This is a genomic window from Parashewanella curva (assembly GCF_003675895.1).
Lineage (GTDB): Bacteria > Pseudomonadota > Gammaproteobacteria > Enterobacterales > Shewanellaceae > Parashewanella > Parashewanella curva.
Genome location: NZ_ML014780.1, coordinates 25,630 through 46,993, shown reverse-complemented (window position 1 = coordinate 46,993; position 21,364 = coordinate 25,630). Strand labels below are relative to the sequence as shown.

The window sequence follows — 21,364 nt, the reverse complement described above, 5'->3', positions numbered from 1 at the left end:
AATCACCCATACAATACCAGAATAGAGTAAATACTCAAAACCCTATTACGGCCGCCCCCGGACGTCTTGTATCTGCCGAACCGTAAAAGTATCCATCTTTATACATAATGGATTGGGTACTGCCCATGGAGTTCTTTGACGTCACCACTTTATGACCTTTAGCTTTCAGTAATTGAATGGTGTCTTTGTTTAACCCCGGTTCAATTAAAATTTGATCTGGCAACCATTGATGATGAACACGTTTTGCATGAGTGGCTTCTGCAATATTCATATCGTGATCGATCACATTCAGCACCACTTGCATCACGGTGGTGATAATACGACTACCACCCGGACTACCTGTAACTAAGAAGGGTTTACCATCTTTCATTACAATGGTTGGTGTCATAGAGCTTAATGCACGCTTTTTAGGTGCAATGGCATTAGCTTCACCACCCACTAAGCCATAACCGTTTGGCGACCCCGGCTTGGCAGAAAAATCATCCATCACGTTGTTGAGTAAAATGCCCGTTCCTTTGGCGACAATCCCAGAGCCATATGAATAATTAAGGGAGTAGGTGTTTGAAACCACATTACCAAATTTATCCATTACCGAGAAATGAGTGGTATCAGGACTTTCTGGTAATGGTGGTGTCCCCGGATTGACATCTTTCGACGAACGTGCTTTATCCATAGTGATCTGAGCCATAGTTTGCTTGGCATACTTTTCACTGGTTAACCATTTGATTGGAATGTTATTAAAATCAGGATCACCCAAATGCTTACTTCTGTCTGCATACGCTTAACGCATGGTTTCACTCATTAAGTGAATAGTCGCAGCGGTATTGTGTCCCATGGATTTTAAGTCAAACTGTTCAAACACATTCAGCATTTGCGCAATATGAACACCGCCAGAACTAGGAGGTGGCATAATAACTAAATCATGATTACGATAGCTTGTTTTAATCGGTTCACGCTCGGCAACCACATAATTAGCCATATCGCTTTGGGTCACTAGACCATTGCCTTGTTTCATATCATCAGCAATACGTTTAGCGATTTCCCCCTTATAAAACGCATCAGGGCCTTTTTTAGCAATTTGCTCAAGTGACCATGCGAGATCTTTTTGATATAAGGTATCGCCGGCCTTTAGAGGTGTTCCGTCTTTTCTAAAGAAGATATTCTTAGCTTCTGGATCTTTGCCTAAACGCTTGGCGGCATAGACTAATGAAAAAGCCAAATCGTCCGTCACCTTGATGCCATTTCGAGCTAAGTCAATCGACGGCTGAAGCACTTCTGCAAGACTCATGGTCCCGTGCTCTTTTAGAGCTTTGGCAAATGCCGCTACTGTTCCCGGTACACCAAAGCCTTTACGGGTATAGCGCACTGAATGGTTATCGACACTACCATCAGGCAGAATATACATGTTGCGGCTAGCTGCTTCCGGAGCCATTTCTTTATAATCAAGAGCAACGAATTTATCTTTATCAGCAAGGTACACCAGCATAAAACCGCCACCTGCAATATTTCCGGCTCTTGGCAAGGTAACGGCTAAGGCAAAACCGACAGCAACGGCTGCATCGATAGCATTACCGCCACGCTTGAGAATATCGACACCGACTTGAGAAGCTAAAGCTTCTTGACTGGCTACCATACCATTTCGTGCAATAACAGGGTGAACAATGCTGCTGTATTCAAGTAGCGGCGGAGCACTTTTAATTAGGGGATTTGCATGATGATTAGATTCAGCAGCAACTTGGCCTGCTGAAATCATAAGCGCGGCACTTAACAAAGCGGCCGTTTTTTTAAGTCCTTTGGATATTGTCACAACTTTTTCCAGTTTTATTATCTTTGTTAACTTTTTAAACAAATGCTATCACGGGTACCAATCCACATTGAAGTATGTTTACTCAGCAAGAGACAAAGACTTTCAGAACAAGGCGCAAGTTTGAAATACTATATTCCCTACGGCCGTCATAAAAAACTGACGTTCAACTCACTTCGTGCTTTTGTCTGGATAATATGAAAACTGGCAACGCAGCTATGAGAGTCTTTGTTCTTGCCCTTCGGGAGCTTGCCAGTGCCACAAATACTGCCCAAAATTGTTTCGACGTAGGAGGAAACTATGTCTTCATCAATTTTGATTGCTCTTGTACCACTGGCATAGCTCTGAGCTATGCATACTTCAATACGGCGCACCTAAAAAAGAAACCAGCATAAAATCTGGTTTCTTTTTGTATTACAGAGAGTCTATCGTTTTAAATTAAAAACTTAAACTTGCTCTTAGGTAAACATATCGACCTTGGAAGCCATAAGGTGAAAAGTTGGCGTAAGGAATAACGTAATCAAACTGGCTTGGTGCTTTACCCGCTTTTTGATCACGCTCTATCGCTGACGTTGGATACTTATCAAATAAATTATTAACCCCAAGACTCGCCACTAAATTCTCAGTAATGTTGTAACTAGCTTCGGCATCGAAGATAAATGCTTTATCCACCGTTACATCTGCATCACTTACTCGACCCGGTTGCGTCAACTCACCATAATAATTGGTGCGTAACATTAGGCTAAGCGCATCTTTACTCCAGTTAGCGGTCACATTAGCTTTTTGTTTTGGTGCTGCATTTTCTAAACGAGCACGTTCTCGGCGAGCGAATAATTGATCAGAGGTAAACAATGATGACGGTCCAGCCGTGTTTAATACTTCACTAACTTCAGTTTTATTGTAGTTAAAGCCCGTGGATAGCTTCAGGTCGCCCGACAATGCCTCAGTTTGATACGCAAGGTTGATGTCAACACCTTCTGTTTTGCTATTTACTCCGTTGATAAAGAAACGGATAGCGTTAATCCCTTCAATGTTATTTTCAGCAAAAACCTTTTTTACAATTTCTCGTTCGGCATCATCATCACCAAGTGTTTCCGATAAAACGACTCTATCGTCAATATCAATATGATAAGCATCAAGGGTTAAGTTTAAATTCTCTTGGATGTCCCAAGTAAAGCCTAAGCTGTAGTTAGTGGCTTTTTCCGCATCTAACTGTTTACCACCTAATGCCCTCGCGGCTTTGCTTGTTGCGGCAACGGTTCCAATCTCAAAAGCAACGCCTTCAATAAAGTTAGTGTTGGTTGAAGTATAAAATTGTTGTTGCAGAGATGGCGCTCTAAAACCTGTACTGAATGAGCCACGAATCGCAAAGTCTTCGGTCAAATTATAACGAGTCGCAATTTTTCCATTAGTAGCGCTGCCAAAATCAGAATAGTTTTCATAGCGGGCAGCCAATACTAAGTTCCATTTATCCGTTAAATCAGCATCAACTTCTGCATAAATTGCTTTCGAATTACGGCTCTTATCAACTTCACTATTTTTTGAGAAGAATAAAGAACCTTGTGCAAATAGACGGTTGGTTGGGTAAACAGGGTTACCTTTATCATCAAAAATCGGCTTGCCATTCTCATCCAATGATGGGCGATTAGTATAAGCTTCGACATCACCTGAACGGATTTCATAGCTATCTCTGCGATACTCAGCCCCAACAGCAAAGGCGATGGGTGAATCTAAAAAGTCCACATCATAAAATCGAGAAAAGTCGACATTAATAACATCTTGACCTGAACTTAGCTTACCGCCATAAAAGCTGGTTGGTGTATCAAGCAGATAGGTAACGTTAGCGGTATTAGTGTTGTTATAACCAACGCTATTTTTTCCGGTTACCACACTGGCATTATAATCCCATTCACCAACACCACCTTTAAAGCCTGCTAATAGTGACCAATCATCAATATCAGCATGAATTCTTGGTGTAAACCCATCTGGATAAATCTTTTGGATCAAAAACGCTTCGTCAGCCGCCTCACGAAAAAATGCACCTGAAACTGATTTGCGATTTTGTAAAGTGAAAGTCGAATAAAACTCACTACCAGAATCAAACTCATAACCTGAGCTAGCAAGCACTGAGTAAGACTCACTTTCTGGGGCACCAAAGAAGAAACGATCACGATTTGTGGTGATTTCACGTTTATCAAATGAACCATCTGGATTTTTAGCGTAAGTATCACCATCATCCAAACCACCACGATTCGTTGCATTGGCGTTGTTATATTCAGCGGTAAGGTTCAGATAGCCCGTTTCTAGGAAACCAAAGCCAGCGTTAGCTGCGAGGTTAACTGTCTCTCCATCTTTACGGGAGATATCTTTACCATATATCCCTGCTACTCGACGACTGCCATTAGCAACAACGTTACCATCGGCATCAGTTTGTACACCTGTTAACTCTGGTACACCATCCAGAGTTGTAATATTTTGCCCTGCTGATAGGGTAAAAATGCCACCTTCGGCGTCTTTTTTAGTAATGATGTTGATCACACCCGCAATCGCATCAGAGCCATATTGTGCTGCCGCGCCATCACGCAAAATTTCAATGCGTTCAATAGCTGCAGATGGAATAGCATTCAAATCGACCGAGACAGAACCTCTTCCAGCAGAGCCATTTAGATTCAGTAATGCACTTGAATGAAAACGACGGCCGTTAAGTAATACCAATGTTTGATCAGGCGCTAATCCACGAAGTGAAGCAGGCTTAATGTGGTCAGTACCATCAACTAATGATGGTTGGAAATAGTTAAAGCTCGGCACTGCGTTTTGCAACTGGCGATTCATATCGGTAAAACCACCTTCTTGAAGAATGTCTGCAGATAGCACATCAACCGGAACGTTGCTTTCACTAATAGTACGCCCAATTCGACGTGAACCTAATACCGCAATACGCTCAACCGCCCCTCCATTTTTTACTGAAGTCTCTTCTACTTCAACGGCAGCTGTAATTGTAGACGTAAGTGATATCCCCAGTGTCGAGACAATACCAAAGGTGATTTTTGATAATGAAAATTTCATTAAGCTTTCTGCTCCATTTGTAGTTTTTATTTCCCGACACCAAAACAAGGAAAGAGTTGAATAAGATGTTAAAGCGGGTGTGTATTTTTTGTGATTCTATCAGCACACAATTGAAAAAATAACGATAACAAATGGTTCAATTTGTTATTTGATATAACTAAAAAAACATTAAACAGGACTTTTATAACAAAAACAAATAAAAAATCAGAAGATTCCACCATTATTGTCTTAATGATATGATCAGCAAAACAACAAAAAAGATAACATAATAATCATGAGTTTAACGGTTTGGGAGCTGGCAACTGACTTTGCTATTGCCAGTGCATTAATACTATTTTGCAAAGTTATTCGTGTAAAAATCACTCTGTTTCAAAAACTCTATATGCCAGTAGCAATGATGGCAGGTCTATTAGCGCTCGCACTTGGTCATAACGGTTTTAATGTACTGCCCCTTTCAGAAGCTAGCTATGGTGGAATGTTGATCACCGTTATTTTTGCCTCTTTAGGGTTAACCACACGCTTTCCTAAAGCCGATGTCTTGGTCCATAGGACAGGCAAACTTCTCGCCTTTAACCAGATCATTACTATTTCTCAGTGGTTATTTGCCATTATCGTTGGAGGATATGTTCTACAGTGGGTTTGGCCAGAACTTCCGAAAGCCTTTGGATTAGTAATGCCATCTGGCTTTATGGGTGGACACGGTACCGCTGCTGCCGTAGGTGGAACCTTAGCTGAGCAGGGTTGGAATGACGCGTTAAGTTTAGCCCTAACTACAGCAACTTTTGGAGTGTTTTTGGCCGTACTTGGCGGCCTTGCCATTATCAATATTATTTCAAGATTGGGTATAGTCACTCACATCCGACGCTTTGAAGAATTAGAAGCGCACTTTCGTAAAGGTCTCATACCTGATGAAAAGCGAGAAAGCATTGGCGTAGAAACCGTTTCATCTTCTTCTGTTAATGCTTTTACGCTTCATATCGCATTAGTGGGAGCCGTGGTCGGTTGTGCTTACTTTCTCGCAACTTTTGCATCATCTTTTAGCCAGTTTGTTTCTGTACCCACTTTTGCCAGTGCTTTTGTCCTTGGTTGCCTGTTTCGTGTGGTATTGAAAACCTCAAAAGCTGACCTTCATTTTGATAATAAACTTTTAAACATGACTGCGGGCTCTGCTACTGATTACTTAGTGTTTTTTGGAATAGCTTCTATCAAGCTCAGTGTATTAATTAGCTTTGCTGCACCTTTCATTTTACTGATGGTATTAGGGGTTGTACTTTGTTTGTTTCTTACTTTCGTTATAGCACCAAAGCTGTTTGGTGATAAATGGATTGAAACCGGATTATTTTCTTGGGGCTGGATGACAGGGACCGTAGCGATGGGGATTCTGCTATTGAAAATAGTCGATCCAAAGGGAAAATCAACGGTAATGGATGATTATGCCATTGCTTACCTCCCCGGCTCTATTGTAGATATTTTGATAATCTCTTTAATTCCAACGTTAATTATGGCGGGTCAAATCAATGCCGTTATTGCAGTGCTAAGCGCCTATTTAGTGATACTTGCATTGGTGGCCTATAAGCTTAAATGACGCTCCGAATCAGATTTTTGAACAAACTCCTCCTCCGCAGCAAGCTGCGGGGAATAAAAGCCTCAAATATTAAACCACTCATTAATCACTGATTGATTATCTTCCATCTCAAACAAGGTATAAACTTTAACCCCCATGTCTGTCATTTTTTTCTCTCCACCTAATTTGGGAATGGATATTAAAAATGCCGCTTGTTCGACCTGACCACCAGCTTGTCTTATTAACTTGATACTTGATTGAGCCGTGCCTCCTGTCGCAAGCAAATCATCGGTGAACAATATCTTGCCATCTTTTTTGACGTGACTTGGATTAAGCTCAAGCTTATTCTTTGCGTATTCTGAAGTGGAATCTAATCTAATTACTTCACCAGGCAATTTTCCCAACTTTCGAATAGGAACAAACCCAGCCCCATATTGATGAGCGAGTACAGCTCCTAAAATAAAGCCTCTGGCATCTGTACCTGCCATTTGATCAAACGTTTGGTCTTTATACTCTTCAATAAATTCATCACAACAATATTGAAAAGCAGCTCCATCGGAAGTCATAGAGAAAATATCACAAAAGCGAACATTGGATTTAAATGTGCTATTAAAGGTAAATAGGCTCATCGCTCTCATGAGCGATTGTTCAGTATTTATGCTTGTGTCTTTATGCCAACCTACCAAGCTCATGCCGTTCGAGTCAGACCACTTTCCATCAGTCTCTCTTTGTACGACCTGATAACCTTTAATATTTTGCTCGGGTGAAGTTGCAGTTGTATTGCTATGCAACTGATCTGCTTCTTGAGTGTTAGAAGGAACTTGAGCGAGTGAAGTAGCCATTTATCTTCTCCAGAATGAGAGGAATAAAAACCTACTTTACAAAAAAAAGCCCCAATACTTAGTGAAAATAAATTAACTAAATATTGGGGCTTTTTTGTTTAATAATGATCTGCTTTAGCCTAACTTTATTCTGAAACAGTATTGCTCTCTTCTATTTGGTGCTTCTTTTCCGTTTTATCAACAATCGTCACAACAGCAGTATCACCAACCACGTTACTAGAAGTTACGAACATATCGATAATACGGTCAATCGCTGCGACAATGGCGAAAGCTTCAATTGGCAAACCAGTTTGGTGGATCAACACACCAATCATCACCATACCACCACCAGGAACACCACCCGCACCTACGGATAAAAGGAATATACTGAATACTAACGCAGGAATTTGCTCTGCCGTAAACGGCATGCCGAAAGCATTAGCTACGAAGAAAATCGCAATTGTGATGTAAATTGATACGCCGCCCATGTTCATCGTGGCACCAAGTGGTACACCAAAGCCAGCAACAGCTTTATTTACGCCTAACTTTTCAGTCAAAGTACGCATTGTCACAGGGATAGTCGCATTCGAACTCGCAGTAGAAAGAGAAAACAGCACTTGTTCACGAGTCTTTTCGCGGAATACAGAAGCTGGAAGGCCAGTAAACACCTTAACCGCAAACGGATAAACCACAAATAACCACAAGTTAAGCATTACTAGAATGATTGCAATGTAACTTAATACACTTCCAAAAGCGTTTGAGTCCAAGGTCGCACCAAGCTTGAACATAAGTGCAAATACACCGTATGGTGCGAGAGTCATGACGACAGTGATCAACTTCATCATGATTTTGTTCACTGATTGAAAACCACTAACAACACCTTGAACGTGTGATCCCATAGACTTCATCACACCACCAAATAGCAATGCCATAAAGATAATTTGTAGCATGTTGCCATCATAGAAAGCTTGAACTGGATTACGAGGCACAATATTAACCAATAGAGTCATCAAGTTTGGTAATTCAGTAGCGGTGATCGCTACGTCTGAGCTACTGCTCATGTCCACACCGTGACCTGGTTGCAAGATCAAAGCAACCGTTAACGCTGCACTAATAGCGACAATGGTGTTAACAATGTAAAAACCGAACGTTTTACCACCAAGACGACCAAAACTTTTTAGATCAGGTAACTCACAGACACCACAAACAATACTGACGAATACCAAAGGCACGACCAACATCATGATCATGTTTACAAACATGGTACCTATACCAGAGAAAAAGCTAACTAAGTCATCTGAAAAGAAAGCAATATCGGCAAGTAGGTATTGCACCGCACTTCCCAAAATAAAGCCTAGAAACAGACCAAGAAAAATTTTGGTCGAGAGTGATTTCATCATATTGTGAACCTAATCTTTTATTATTTGTGCGAAAAATGTAGTCAAATCGCAAACAATAGTGAGGGAATAACAGGATAAATTCAATAGTCAGACAAATGTTCGGGTAACCTTAAGGCAATAAACATTTAGAGATTTAAACCAAAAACAATAAAGCCTTCAGCCAAAAACACCAATACACACCAGCTAAAAGGGTGGTTACACTACAGATTTAAAACCCAAACAAGATCTTAACCTAGTTAAAGCAATGTCTATGATATATCGTGTTTTGGGACTTTTGCAGAACAATGGTATCGAAACGATTGTTTTTATACCGTTCTGCATTAGATATAGAGGCCGACAATTAAGCCAGCCACAGTTCAACGTCTTTAATGATAAAGTTACCGTTATAGATTGGGTGCGACTCTCCAAGCGGTTCAAGCTCGAAGAAATGTTTTTGCTCTTCAGGTAAGCCTTCATAACCACCTATCACTTGGTAAATCCAACTTTCCGCATCCCAATTTAAATCTTGAGCTCGTAAATATTCCAATGCCGATTGACGAACGCCAGAGTCAATCACATCACAAAAATATTGATCGACATCCAGCTTTAACTGGCTTTCAGTAATATCAAAAGCAACAGTATCTTCCAGGGTAATGCTTAAATCTTCATGAGCAGTTTGAGTTTGTGGTCTATCACTAAAGCTTTTGACTTTAGCGACCAACTGCATCAGCTCAGTTTCATGCAAAGTATTTCGTACATCAACTGCAGCAGGTTTTAATATTGCTGCCGCATGGTTAAACAAACTAGGCACTGTTTTGTGTGACGCATGAGATTCCGGTGAATACTCAGGGTGCATATCTTGATGCAATAACCAACCTTTGAGTAAGCGCGTACGCCCTTGAATATGTCGAAAACGCCCAAGTAATTCTAGTAAACGACTTTGCACAAGACTTAGTTCTTCAATGCTTTGACTCAAAGCTTCTTGAAGCGTAGTCACCATCAACTTACGCAGCTCTCTAATGTCACCTGCTATCTCAGTCAGTTCATCGAATTGAAACATCTCTAAACCATTTAGCAGCTCAGTCACTTGCGATTGTGCTAGCTCATTTTCACGAATTTTGGCATTAATGGTACCCACATAACCAAATTCGTTGTTAATACGGCTCCACAACACACGAGTGGAATACGCCAGTGATTCGGTAAAGGCATACACATGCTCATTAAGATCGTTCAAGTAAGCCTCAGCAGCGGCATGATCGACGTTATGACGAGCTTCTTTGTAGTGATTAGCTAATGTCTTAATCGTAGCCAACGCTGAACCTGAGTTAGCATCAATTTGACGATTTCGCTCATCACTCAATGCATTTTCTAGCATTGAGCGAACTGTTCCCGTTAATCGTAATTCTTGCTCCACATCTGGTCGCCAAAGCACGTTGGCTTTACTCAGTTTTTCAATCGCCTTAGGATCTACTTCGGTCTCATTTACCGAACCTGATAAGTAGGCGTCCATGATTAAATCAGAATGACGTCCAAGCAATTTAAGAAATTTGCTTCCTGCTTGGTGTAAGTGGTTACTCATTAGTATTCCTATTAGAAAGCAGAGTTAAAAATGAAAAGTCAGCCCACTTTGTTTTGGAGCATTATTTTCAATAACAACTTTAAAATCATTCAAAAACTTAGCGATACGGCTGGCTGAGTCACGCTTTAACCAATGTTTAATTCCAACTGTACGAGATTCAAAGACTTTTGTGACGGAATATTCTTTGCCCGTAGAGTCTAATTTAATGTTGTATAACTTTTCTCCGACGTTAAAAAATTCATAGTTTTCCCCCCATACAAACTCACCAGTCTTACTTTTTGATAGCATAGTATTATGAATTTGTTCATTTGTAATAGTAGACATAACCACCTCCAATTCTTTAAATCAAATCTTGCTGAATTGAAGATTCTGCCTGAGCTTCAAGATTTAACGCTTCGGTTTCATCAATAAAGCGAATCACTTCATAAAGATAATCTAGCTTCCCCGTTGCAATATAGATTTGCTTATCTTGATTAGGCTTTATTAAATACCCTAGCTCTAATAATCGTTTAAACACCAACTTGATCTGGTTATCTACTTGAGTGCTGGTGGAGCCAAACAATCTATATTGACTGAGCTTAGCCAATTGCTCACGAAACGCAGGCGTATCTTCAATCCGAGTTTGTAATTCAGTTAAACGAATCGGCACACCTTGCGATAACGGTGCATCAGCACCATTAGCTTCTTGCACCAATACCAACCATTCAACGAGCGGCGTTAACGACTGACACACATCGCGAAATTGTGATGAAACCACTTTTCTTTCTGCATCACCTAACTCTTGATAACCACAAAAATATACCTCACCTTCTGCAGCTGTAGCTAAAGTACGGTTGATCTGGTTAAGGTATTGTTCAATATGTTCACGTGTAACGATACTTTGCAAAGCACGCCATGCATCTTCATCAGTGGTTCTACAAATAAAGTTACCTTGCAGTAAGGCCTCAATCAGCGAACTTGTGCCCACCATTACCGATTCAGTTGTCATATTTGATTCAGACATTATGCAATCTCCTGAGTCATGCGAGCTTTAAGCTTTTCAGCGATAGGATTGGATTTTGGCTTAACCACTTGTAGTTTCTTAGTTTGCTTATTAATGATGTAGCGATTTTTAAACAAGCTTAAGACTTCAGACTCTGGATTCGGAAACGCACCCAGCACTGAAATTTGGTTGTTTTCACAGGAATCAAAGATTTTTTTAACGTTATTATGGTGTAGCGTCCCTAATTCATCGATTGGCCAATGAATGGTTACTTGTGCTCGACCACGTAACAAACGGGTAAAGGCGAGTAAGAACTTACATAAGATAAGATAGGCCATGCCGTGACTGGAAGATTCATTTAACTGTCTGTCGGTACGAATCACTAGATCTGAATTGCCTTCTTTTAGGCGTAATTCAATTTCTAGTAGTTTAGAAATACCACCAGCTAACGCCGCTCGGCCAATAATGTCTAATGCTCGGCGCATACTTAGAATGTAATCTTCATCTGGCAAGCCATCAAACCCTGAGGATTTCCAAGTATCAAAGGCTTTTACAAAACGTTGAAGCTCAGGCCAAAACTCTAATTCTGAAATACGTGAGCGAATTTTAACCGCTGATTCAGACACACCATCAAGGAACAATTCTTCACCCACTTCTCGAGTAATTCGGGCACTTTGAGATGCAATACGGCGGTCGATATCAGCAAGCACATCATAGTAAGCGGTAAGGTCGATACCAAAGATTCGTCCTTGCTCTTGGATTGCTCTAAATTGCTGCGATACAATCACGTTAAGTAGGTTATCAAGCTTAGGCACAAGTTTACGATAATCTAGTACGCGAATGCCTTTATCGTTCAATTGGCTTGACTCTTCACGTGATTTTTCCCAGATTTCAGCGAAGCGGGAGCCTGATTTGCTCGCAATCACTGAATCAAAATGCTCAACGTATTGTTTTACTGAACTAAGCAACTGCTCTCTTTGCAATAAACCTTCACTTCCTAAACGCAAACGCTCAGCCAGACTGCCAAGAACCTCCTCATCATTAGACGCTAATTTCAACTCACCAAGCTTACGTATAAGTTCACGTAACCTTGTAAGGTTTTCAGAGGTTTCGACTTGCACCGCCTCCGCCGATTTTTTAATTTTATCTAGTGCTTCACGCTCTGCTTTTACGCGGTTGCTTTCTTGCGCTAACTGCTTGGTTAAATCCGTTGTGGCTTGTTTTAACTCTGATAACTGAGTTTGCAGACTCGGTTTTCTGAGCATCCAATCACGTTGATACCAGTCGTCAAATTTCAGCACTTCACCGCGACGTTGCTCTGTTGTCGCTAGCTTATCTTCAAGTGCAGTGATTTGCTGTTTAAGTTTTATAATGGCTGACTCGTCGATACCACGAGATTGCAGTTCATCTTTATACCATTGCTGACAGGCTTTCTGTTCTGCTTTGGCGTTAGCTTTACGCTCATCAATATTCACTTTGATTTGAGTTAATTGTGCCTCTATTGCACCAATCACTTCCTGCCAATGTGCTTTTTGTTCCATTTCGGCATCACGAGCTTGCTCTTGATGTTCTTCGATCAAAGCTTGATGTTGTTGCTGCAAGCGTTTGAGATCGTTATCTAATTGAGTAAGCTGCTTTTGTGCTTCAGCTTTACGCTCAGTCAATGCTTTATTTATTTTCTGCTGCTCAGTTGCCTTATCTTCAAATAGTCTTTGCAAATCATCACGGCTATTACCATATGAAGTACGGGCCATGGTTAGCTCTTTATTGAGGCTATCGAGCTTTTCGTTGATTACAACTAGCTGAGCTTCAGCTTCTTGCTGATGACTTTGCGATAACTCTAAAGCTTCTTCTGCTTTTGCGAGCCTCTGTCTTAATGCTTGTTCAGAAGCCGCGTACTCAGGCACATCGACTGATGCTAAATCCAATTGCACTCCGAAGATGGCATTGGTGTCTTGTTTGGCCACAGTTGGATGAAGATCGGTACGATGCAACAACTCAGGCGCGATCACTTTACCTAAGTTCTGCTCCCACCCTTCAGATTCTTTGCGTAGGAACTCCAACAACGTATGAGATTGCGGATATAGGATTTGCTCTATTTCATCAAGTTCTGCTTGACGATCGGTTACACGTTTTGCCGCACTTCGAAGAGCATCATTGGCTTGCTCACGCTGTGCCCTTAGCTTACGTTCTTCATTGGTTAAACGTTCAAGTTGTTGATTACAGTTTTGCTCATGCTCTCTGGCATTTTGGATGCGCTCATCAAAAATCGCGAGGCTACGCTTTTCATCTTCATTATAAGTAACGTTAGATAATTGCACTTTTAGCTCAGCTTGCTGAACTCGATATTGGTTTTGTTGCTGACTAAATTCATCTTTAAGTTTTGTCATTTGCTGACGCGCTTTTTCTTTCAGGGCTTCAATATCTTGCCTTGCGCTATCACGTTGTTGCTCTTTTTGTTCGCGTTGTTGCTCAAGTTGTTGATGAAGTTTGTCTAAATCGCGTTGTAGTTGCTCACCAATTTTGCTGCGGCGTTCATTGTAAGCCGATTCGATATCCTGATGTTTTTCAGTTTGCAGCTTATGGCGCTCTCTGAGGTTATCAAGATCGGTTTTCCAACTAGGTAACTGTCCCAAATCCAATTTAGCTTGTTCGATATCGGCATCCATATACGCATCGTACTGTTGCTCGATTTCTGTGAGGTCTTGCTCGCATTTATGTAAATCACCTTTTGCCGCAGAAAGCTCTTGATTCAACTCGTCACGCTGTAACCGCCACTGCTCTTCCAGCATTTTGAGCTTTAAGCCAGTTTCTTTGGCATCGGTTTCGGCTGCTTCTTTTCGTTGGATTTCTAGCGATTCGTCATTCTTATACCCACGAGACAGACTGCCTAAACGCAATTCAACACTTTGTAATTTATTAAATTCTTGCTCTAATTTTTGATATTCTGGGCGGAGTTGCTCAAAACCCTTTACTAGCTGGCTTTCATTGATCCACGCTTCTACATGTTGCAGGTTGATGCGAGAGCTCGGAGGATTAACGCCATCTTCCTCTAAAATCGCGGCAATCATGGACTTAATAGTTTCCATTTTGCCTTCTTTGGAGTGAACCGCTTTGGCGAGTTTTTCGATATGACGAATGCTGTGCTCAGGCTCACAAAGCGAGAACTGGTTGGCATAACTTCGAAGCTCACTGCGGTTGCTGCCGACATTCAATAAGCTGCTATCATGCTGGATCACGGCTCTAAATTCTCTGGTATTAAGATGCTTAGTGGTACTCACACCTTCTTTTTTAAACTGCCGACCCAACTCTGCCGTGGTATGAAAAATAACAGTGTCGCCATTACGCTGCTTTATGTAATCATCCAGCTCAAAGCCTTTTCCTACAAAACGATAATTGACACCTTTACCATCGCCAGCAGATGACAATACCGCTTGGTATAAGCGTTCGTCACTCTTACGGTATTCGTAAATAATAAAACTTTGATCGTGTGGTAAGTACCAGCGCTCAAAACTATCACGGGTAGAGGGAACAACACGACTAGGGTATTCACCATAAAATACTGGCACCAGTCGTTGTAGCGTGGTTTTACCCGAGGCGTTGGTGCCACAAATATTGGTGTGACCATCCAATTCTAATTCTACAACTCCGGGTAAATGTGTGTTGATCAACACGATACGAATCAAGCTAGACATGCTGTTCCTTTTGCGGTTTATGGCGGGCTTTTTTACAAGAATAGTCAAGCATACCTGAATTATTTTTTCAGATGCAATCTTTGATTGCTCTGTAGAGGTTATATGGCTGAAAAATAACGCATCGCTATGACTATTAACGTTAATGATTATTAACTTGTTTCAGAACGTTAAAAATTAGCATAATCAATTAGTTTAAGCTCAGCTCTGCACTCTATGCTTTCAAATACAATTCCTACTTACCAAGCAAGTATTTCCACTAACGGCAAGCTACACTTGACCACTGAAGCTATTACAACAATGGCTTCTAATAGACTTGAACGACATCAATTACAGTTGAGCATTACATTCCCTAATAGAACTCAAACAACACAGCTCATGTTCACTTGCTCTAGAAGCAATAAAACATGGCAAGTAGAGAAGTCATTAGGATTCGTATCCATCCCTAATGTAAGACAAGGGATTATTGAAGGCTTAGCTGATCAAATCCGCGATTTTATGAATAGTGGAGAAAAGATGCAGCATTGGTGCACAAAAGGCGATTTAGACCAGATAGCTAGCGCAGTTAAGTCTGGAGTCGATCTCAGTTATATAAACGGAACTTATGCTAATGTGTTTCACCTCGCGGCTCGACAAGGGCAATATCTTGTCTTTAAAACTTTACTTGAAAATTGTCATCATAAGTTTTCGCCACAATTCGCAGGGGAAATTTTACACACGTTAGTTAGAAATCAAGATTGGCCAGATCTTGTTGAACTCACTCTGCTAAGAGGTGCATCTCCAGAAGCTATAGAACCTGTTGATCATCAAAATGTCCTTCAGGTCGTATGTCAAAATGGACAGTTTCAGAGCCTGTTAGTTTTATTGCCATACTGTAAAAAAATATTAGATAAAGCAGAAGGTAATGAACAGTGTTCTCCTCTTTGGCTAGCGGCACGATATGGACATGTAGAGATTGTTGAGATGCTTTGTACACAGAAAGGAATTGACTTAAATAAAAAAGATGTGAATGGTGATACTCCCTTATCTATTTCAGTTGAAACCAGTTATGTACCTGAAGAAATTACAAGACAACTTATTTCTGTAGGTTCAGATGTAAACTTGACAGGAAGCGACGGCATTGCAGTGATTTTCAAGGCCATTGCTAATAGACAAATCGCCAATGCACGATTAATGATCTCCAAAGGTAGTGCAGTAGTAAATATAAAAGATCAAGATGACTGCAGCTTACTTTCAAGAGCAGTACAAACGAGTAATCTTTCATTGTTCACCAATGTCTTAAGTCAATTGAAAAAAGAACTTTTTCCTAAGGAAGGAGCGCTAACAAGATCTGTAACGAATGCTCAGTTACCTTTACAACATACCCTAAGCATGGTTGATCGAAGCAAAAAAAGTGCTTTGTATTATGCCACAGAACTGAAAATTGGTGGGTTTAATCAAGCTCAATTTCTATTAGAAAATGGCGCAGATTTTAGGTGGAATAATCAAATTTACTCCCCTTTATGCTCTGCAATGAACTCTGATAATCAAGCTGTATTCTCAATGTTAATGGGCAAAATAAAAACGCTTCCTAACACTGAAGCCGCAGCGCTATTAAAGACAAAAGATGCTTCCGGTCTCTCACCTTACGATATTGCCGTTCGTGTTGAAAATCCTGTTCCTGTGGAAATGAAAATGATGATTCGAGATATAGTACACCCCAAAGCTGAATAAAATCTTTCTCTGGGGTTATACCAATTTTCGCGAAGTTTAAGGAAAACGAAAATTAAACAAAAATGATTGTCAGCCTATTATGCAAACTTAAGTTTACGAGATTCGTACAGCTCACGCATACCTGCAATGGCTTCTTCTTGGTATTCACGAAGACCACTCATCACAAGTGTTTTCTTACCCGTACCGATTTGCTTACCATGGCTGTAAAACTCAAAATTAAGAGTAACATTGCCACGCTTACCATCGATGAGTAATTCATGCTCACTCAATTCAAGTTCCACGCTGTCAAAATCAAAACTATGAAGCTCAAATGACATGCTTTCGTACATTACCAAAGGTCTAGCAGGGTTCACCATCACTTGATGTTTTTCCATCAATGGCAATAACGCGTGAGTAAAGTTAAGTCCTGAGAAAGAAACATACGTGCGAACAAAAGCCTCAATCTTGGCTTTATCTTGACAAATTACGCCAGCACTTTGCGCTGATAGGTAAGTTTTATCTTTAGTGTCTTTGATCTCTAAGACATCTTGTTGAGCATTAGGGAATACGAGATCTACACCATCACCAACCATTCCCCGAAACTTAAATTCCATTGAGCTGCTCAAGCCGTATTCTTCTAATACCAAAGCGAATAATAAATCACCGGGCACACAAAAACGTTTGGCATCGACATCATGGATTGGATTGACATCCCCAGCCACTTTTTTTGCAAATACACTCGCTTGCTCTGCTGAAACAGTAATCAAGTTATCGTTTTTAGAAAAGTATGACTCTAAATACATAAGGCTGGACACTCACTCCCAATATATGGAATTTTTACTCAAAACAAGCGATCAGTTTATATGATTTTTTAAATTTAACTCACCCGATGAGTTAGCTTTTGACAGGTTGAATTGGTGTGCTATATCTAAAAAGGTTGGTTTGTCAGACAGTTAAAGGAATATAAAAATTTATGGATTTGTTATGTTAATCCCAACCTTAGTACTTCTATTTATCTTAATTCTTGGTTTTCGATCCTTTATACGAGGCTCATGGCTATTCGTATTTTATATGCTGTTTGAATTGTACTTTGCTGGCGTGATCATCAGCAGCAAACTCAATTGGATTTAGTCTAAAAAGACTAAACCTTCAACCCTAGCACATCTTGCATATCATACAACCCTGCAGGCTGTTGGGCTAACCACTCTGATGCCCTCATCGCACCATTGGCAAAAGTCATACGACTTGAAGCTTTATGTGTAATCTCTATTCTCTCACCAATGTCGGCAAACATCGCAGTATGTTCACCCACAATATCACCCGCTCGAACCGTAGCGAAACCAATAGTTTTTTGTTCACGCTCTCCAGTAATACCTTCGCGCCCATAAACTGCACATTCATTTAAATCACGGTTTAATGTATCAGCAATCACTTCACCAAGCTGAAGAGCTGTGCCAGATGGAGCATCTTTTTTGTGTCTATGGTGAGCTTCAATGATTTCAATATCAGAGTAATCTCCCATCACTTTAGATGTCATTTCTAAAAGTTTACACATCAAGTTAACGCCTACCGACATATTTGGAGCTAATACAATAGGTGCATTCTGCGCGTGTTGAGCGATCTGAGCTTTTTCTTCGTCGGTGAACCCTGTGGTTCCAATAACATGGGATTTATGATTTTTTGCGCACCAAGCTGAGTGAATTATGCTGGATTGTGGAGAGGTAAAATCCACCAATACATCAAAATCGTCTTTTACATCATCCAATGAACCACAGATAGCCACATTCATGGTGCCAACACCCGCAATTTCGCCCACATCTGCCCCCATAAGAGTGGAACTTTGGCGTTCAATCGCTGCCCCAAGATAAATATTTGGATGATGTTTGGCAGCTTCGACTAGTGTTCTTCCCATTCTTCCTGTAGTGCCAACTATCGCAATTCTGACTTGTTCACTCATGTAATTTTTCTCAAATTTGGGGCAAAAAAAACGCCAACCAGTGTATATGGTTAGCGTTTACATTAACTGATCAGCGTCAAACTTGCATTAAATAATGTCTAATAGCTCAACTTCAAAGATCAAAGTGCTGTGAGGAGGAATTGAACCACCCGCGCCTTGCTCACCGTATGCTAGGTGTGAAGGTACGAATAATTTTAGCTTAGTCCCAACAGGCATTAGTTGTAGTGCTTCAGTCCAACCTGCGATAACACCAGAAACTGGGAATTCAGCTGGTTGATCACGTAGTACCGAGCTATCGAATACCTCACCGTTGATAAAAGTACCGTGGTAGTGAGTACGTACAGTTGAATCAACTGTTGGTTTTTCACCTTCACCTTGCTTAAGCACTTCGTACTGTAGACCTGAATCAGTCACAGTTACTTCTTCACGCTTAGCGTTGTCATCTAAGAACGCTTTACCTTCTGCGATAGCGGCTTCAGAAGCTTTTTCTTGAGCAGCTTGCATGCGCTTGTTGATTTCGTTGAATGCCGCTTCTAGATCTTCTTGAGATACTGCACTTGGCTCGCTTTTGAAAGAAGTCGCTAAACCAGCTTGAACCGCTGAAATATCTAGACCTTCAAATGGGTTAGAGGCAAGTTGTTGACCCATTTGTAAGCCAATACCGTAGCTTACACGCTGTTCAATAGTGCTGTATGTATCAGACATAATGTTTTACTCATTGTTTATCGATAAAAATTGCGGTGAATAGTAGCATATTTTAAGGTTTTAGGCGTAATTGGAGCTGAAATTGTTGTTTTATATCATTAACCGTCCATTTAGCTATTGAATTTAGAGATTAAATTTCATTCACATATCCTGTGTTAAGCTACTTGCATTTGATAAATTTATACGGTTATCGAACTACAGGAACAGTGTTAATGTTAGATTCAACCACCGCAAAACAGCTAAACAAACTTGTAAATGAGTCGAGTTCAACCCCAACCGATAAAGTTTGGCCTACCGTTTTTACTCATGGTGCTGCAGCAGCGTCGAATCGTAAGTTAAATGAATCCCAAAGACATTCTTTAAAAAATACGGCTGAAGCGACAGTAGAAGAACTGCTCAATATCATGCAGCGTTAAATTGCTTAATACTATTTTCACCATAATCGTTTTTGTTTGGTTATTTGCCACGCTTCATCGGCAATTTGTCCCTCACCCTAAGTCCAAACTTTTTACACTGGATATCTTTTATTTGATACCCACTTGGACTTTTTTTAGTCCTACACCAGGTACGAAAGATCAAAGCTTAATTTACCATCAACAGCATAGCCCACAGACTTGGCAAACGGTCATTCAAACGACTGAAAATTCTTGGTGGGCTTTTTTTTTAACCCCAGTAAATTAGAAAAAAAAGCCCTGCAAGATCTCTGTCAGCTTTACGTTGATACCTTTGATACTCAAAAATCAAATGATGAAATGTTGATCGGTTCATATGCTTATTTGACGCTACTCAATATCACAACTAATAAAGCCAAACAGCAATTAACCAATGGCAAAATTCAATTTTCTATTATTTCAACTAATGGATTTACCGAACAACACGATGTTGAGTTGGTTGCTTTATCTCAATGGCATAACCTATATGATTGACTTCATATCACTTAACGCTGTCGCATATTCTAGCTTTTTGGTAGGTCTAGCTTCTTTAGTGATTTCTCTGGAAACGCTGGTTAGTAAAAGACTATTTGTCCAAGGTGAAATCCTTGACTGGCGAACAACAAGGTTATCTGTTTCTCATTGGGCATTTGCACTTTTCAATGGCATTTTTAATTTTCCATGGATGTTCGGTTTTTTAACGACAGCAAAAGCTTTGCTATCGATGCTTGTTATCTATCAAGCTATAAACCAAAGTATTTCTATCAATACTCTTTGTCTGCTCTTTATGATTCATCAACTTAGCAACTATCGCATGCCCATTGGACGTGACGGTTCAATGCAAATGACTTCAGTAATGATATTTGGTTTGATGCTAATAGCTTGGCCACATCATCCCTACTTACACCGTCTCGGACTTTTTTTTATAAGCGCTCAAATTGTCATTGCTTATACAGCTTCTGGCTGGGCCAAGTGGTGCTCCCCTATTTGGAGACATGAAAATGTACTGGCTCAAATTTTTAATACCAAGAGTTTTGGTCGTCCTCGGATCGCATCACTTTTAAAACAACACGTTAAATTATCTAGAACTGCATCAATTGCTGTCATGACTTGGCAAGCCAGTTTCCCGCTTGTGCTATTTTCCTCTTCCAAATTGCTGTCCATCTATCTATTAATAGGATTTAGCTTTCACCTTTCTATAGCTATCATCATGGGATTAAACACCTTCTTGTATAGCTTTACGGCTTGTTACCCTATCCTTATTATTGGGATCAACGAATTACACAGAGTTGCGCCATGGCTACAAGTGATCAATTGGAAATAATCTACGATGGCGACTGTCCATTTTGTCGAAATATCGTACTTAAACGAGATTTGGAATCTAATGGATTTCAAGTAGAAATGATCAATGCCAGAAACTTATCTAAACAGCAGCTAATGTATTATCAAGATGCAGGATATGATCTTAACGAAGGCATGTTGGTGAAGTACCAACATAAACTGCACTACGGTCATAACGCCTTAATGCTGTTATTACGGTTATCACGACATCAAAGTTTGGGCGTGAAAATGTTCGAGATCATTTATCTTAAAATGAATCAAAATTGGCTATATCGAATGTTAGTTAAAATCAGATTATGGTTTGTTTCTCCTATCAAGTGATGTTTTTTTCTAAACAATAATTCATTTTTA

16 protein-coding genes and 1 pseudogene are annotated in these 21,364 nt (G+C 40.3%); 6 read left to right on the top strand and 11 right to left on the bottom strand.

What is annotated here, in order from left to right; genetic code table 11:
- Window positions 1–34: 34 nt before the first annotated feature.
- Together ggt and D5018_RS11515 are read right to left on the bottom strand one after the other, a co-directional pair.
- A pseudogene (gene ggt / locus D5018_RS11520) lies at window positions 35–1,633 on the bottom strand (gamma-glutamyltransferase).
- Between the two features lie 609 nt (window positions 1,634–2,242).
- On the bottom strand, window positions 2,243–4,870 hold the full coding sequence (locus D5018_RS11515; RefSeq protein ID WP_121839155.1) for a TonB-dependent receptor plug domain-containing protein: 2,628 nt from the start codon (window positions 4,868–4,870) through the stop codon (window positions 2,243–2,245).
- A 274-nt stretch (window positions 4,871–5,144) separates the two neighbouring features.
- Here D5018_RS11515 and D5018_RS11510 point away from each other — a divergent pair, with 274 nt between their 5' ends.
- Complete coding sequence (locus D5018_RS11510) at window positions 5,145–6,455, top strand: sodium/glutamate symporter (protein ID WP_121839154.1); 1,311 nt, start codon at window positions 5,145–5,147, stop codon at window positions 6,453–6,455.
- A gap of 62 nt (window positions 6,456–6,517) precedes the next feature.
- Here the strand turns inward: D5018_RS11510 and D5018_RS11505 are convergent, their stop codons facing one another.
- From D5018_RS11505 to D5018_RS11480, 6 genes are all read right to left on the bottom strand, one after another.
- The gene (locus D5018_RS11505; protein WP_121839153.1) at window positions 6,518–7,276 is read right to left on the bottom strand and encodes an adenine phosphoribosyltransferase; all 759 of its coding nucleotides are present in this window, start codon (window positions 7,274–7,276) and stop codon (window positions 6,518–6,520) included.
- A gap of 125 nt (window positions 7,277–7,401) precedes the next feature.
- The gene (locus D5018_RS11500; RefSeq protein ID WP_121839152.1) at window positions 7,402–8,655 is read right to left on the bottom strand and encodes a dicarboxylate/amino acid:cation symporter; all 1,254 of its coding nucleotides are present in this window, start codon (window positions 8,653–8,655) and stop codon (window positions 7,402–7,404) included.
- 340 nt (window positions 8,656–8,995) lie between these two features.
- Window positions 8,996–10,213, bottom strand: a complete 1,218-nt coding sequence (locus D5018_RS11495) for a phosphoenolpyruvate carboxylase (RefSeq protein WP_121839151.1) — start codon at window positions 10,211–10,213, stop codon at window positions 8,996–8,998.
- Between the two features lie 24 nt (window positions 10,214–10,237).
- Window positions 10,238–10,537: a hypothetical protein gene (locus tag D5018_RS11490; RefSeq protein ID WP_121839150.1), complete on the bottom strand. Its 300-nt coding sequence runs from the start codon at window positions 10,535–10,537 to the stop codon at window positions 10,238–10,240.
- A gap of 16 nt (window positions 10,538–10,553) precedes the next feature.
- On the bottom strand, window positions 10,554–11,216 hold the full coding sequence (locus D5018_RS11485) for a condensin complex protein MksE (RefSeq protein WP_121839149.1): 663 nt from the start codon (window positions 11,214–11,216) through the stop codon (window positions 10,554–10,556).
- Window positions 11,216–14,890 carry an ATP-binding protein gene (locus tag D5018_RS11480; RefSeq protein WP_121839148.1) on the bottom strand — a complete coding sequence of 1,225 codons (3,675 nt, stop codon included), beginning with the start codon at window positions 14,888–14,890 and terminating at the stop codon, window positions 11,216–11,218. Before D5018_RS11480 ends, D5018_RS11485 begins: the two co-directional genes overlap by 1 nt.
- A 213-nt stretch (window positions 14,891–15,103) precedes the next feature.
- On the opposite strand from D5018_RS11480, the gene D5018_RS11475 reads away from it, so the two are divergent.
- Window positions 15,104–16,600: an ankyrin repeat domain-containing protein gene (locus tag D5018_RS11475; protein WP_121839147.1), complete on the top strand. Its 1,497-nt coding sequence runs from the start codon at window positions 15,104–15,106 to the stop codon at window positions 16,598–16,600.
- 77 nt (window positions 16,601–16,677) lie between these two features.
- Here the strand turns inward: D5018_RS11475 and D5018_RS11470 are convergent, their stop codons facing one another.
- The 3 genes from D5018_RS11470 to D5018_RS11460 all read right to left on the bottom strand — a co-directional run bounded on the left by D5018_RS11470 (window position 16,678) and on the right by D5018_RS11460 (window position 19,241).
- Window positions 16,678–17,382, bottom strand: a complete 705-nt coding sequence (locus D5018_RS11470; RefSeq protein ID WP_121839146.1) for a DUF3581 family protein — start codon at window positions 17,380–17,382, stop codon at window positions 16,678–16,680.
- Between the two features lie 338 nt (window positions 17,383–17,720).
- Complete coding sequence (gene dapB / locus D5018_RS11465) at window positions 17,721–18,536, bottom strand: 4-hydroxy-tetrahydrodipicolinate reductase (protein WP_121839145.1); 816 nt, start codon at window positions 18,534–18,536, stop codon at window positions 17,721–17,723.
- Between the two features lie 87 nt (window positions 18,537–18,623).
- Window positions 18,624–19,241, bottom strand: coding sequence for an FKBP-type peptidyl-prolyl cis-trans isomerase (locus D5018_RS11460; protein WP_121839144.1), 618 nt, complete (start codon window positions 19,239–19,241; stop codon window positions 18,624–18,626).
- A gap of 212 nt (window positions 19,242–19,453) precedes the next feature.
- Here D5018_RS11460 and D5018_RS11455 point away from each other — a divergent pair, with 212 nt between their 5' ends.
- From D5018_RS11455 to D5018_RS11440, 4 genes are all read left to right on the top strand, one after another.
- On the top strand, window positions 19,454–19,657 hold the full coding sequence (locus D5018_RS11455; RefSeq protein WP_121839143.1) for a hypothetical protein: 204 nt from the start codon (window positions 19,454–19,456) through the stop codon (window positions 19,655–19,657).
- A 234-nt stretch (window positions 19,658–19,891) separates the two neighbouring features.
- A complete protein-coding gene (locus tag D5018_RS11450; RefSeq protein WP_121839142.1) occupies window positions 19,892–20,167 on the top strand; it encodes a hypothetical protein in 276 nt (91 codons plus the stop codon).
- Window positions 20,160–20,996: a hypothetical protein gene (locus D5018_RS11445; protein ID WP_121839141.1), complete on the top strand. Its 837-nt coding sequence runs from the start codon at window positions 20,160–20,162 to the stop codon at window positions 20,994–20,996. Before D5018_RS11450 ends, D5018_RS11445 begins: the two co-directional genes overlap by 8 nt.
- A complete protein-coding gene (locus D5018_RS11440) occupies window positions 20,969–21,334 on the top strand; it encodes a DCC1-like thiol-disulfide oxidoreductase family protein (RefSeq protein ID WP_121839140.1) in 366 nt (121 codons plus the stop codon). The genes D5018_RS11445 and D5018_RS11440 overlap by 28 nt, the downstream gene beginning before the upstream one ends.
- Window positions 21,335–21,364: the final 30 nt, after the last annotated feature.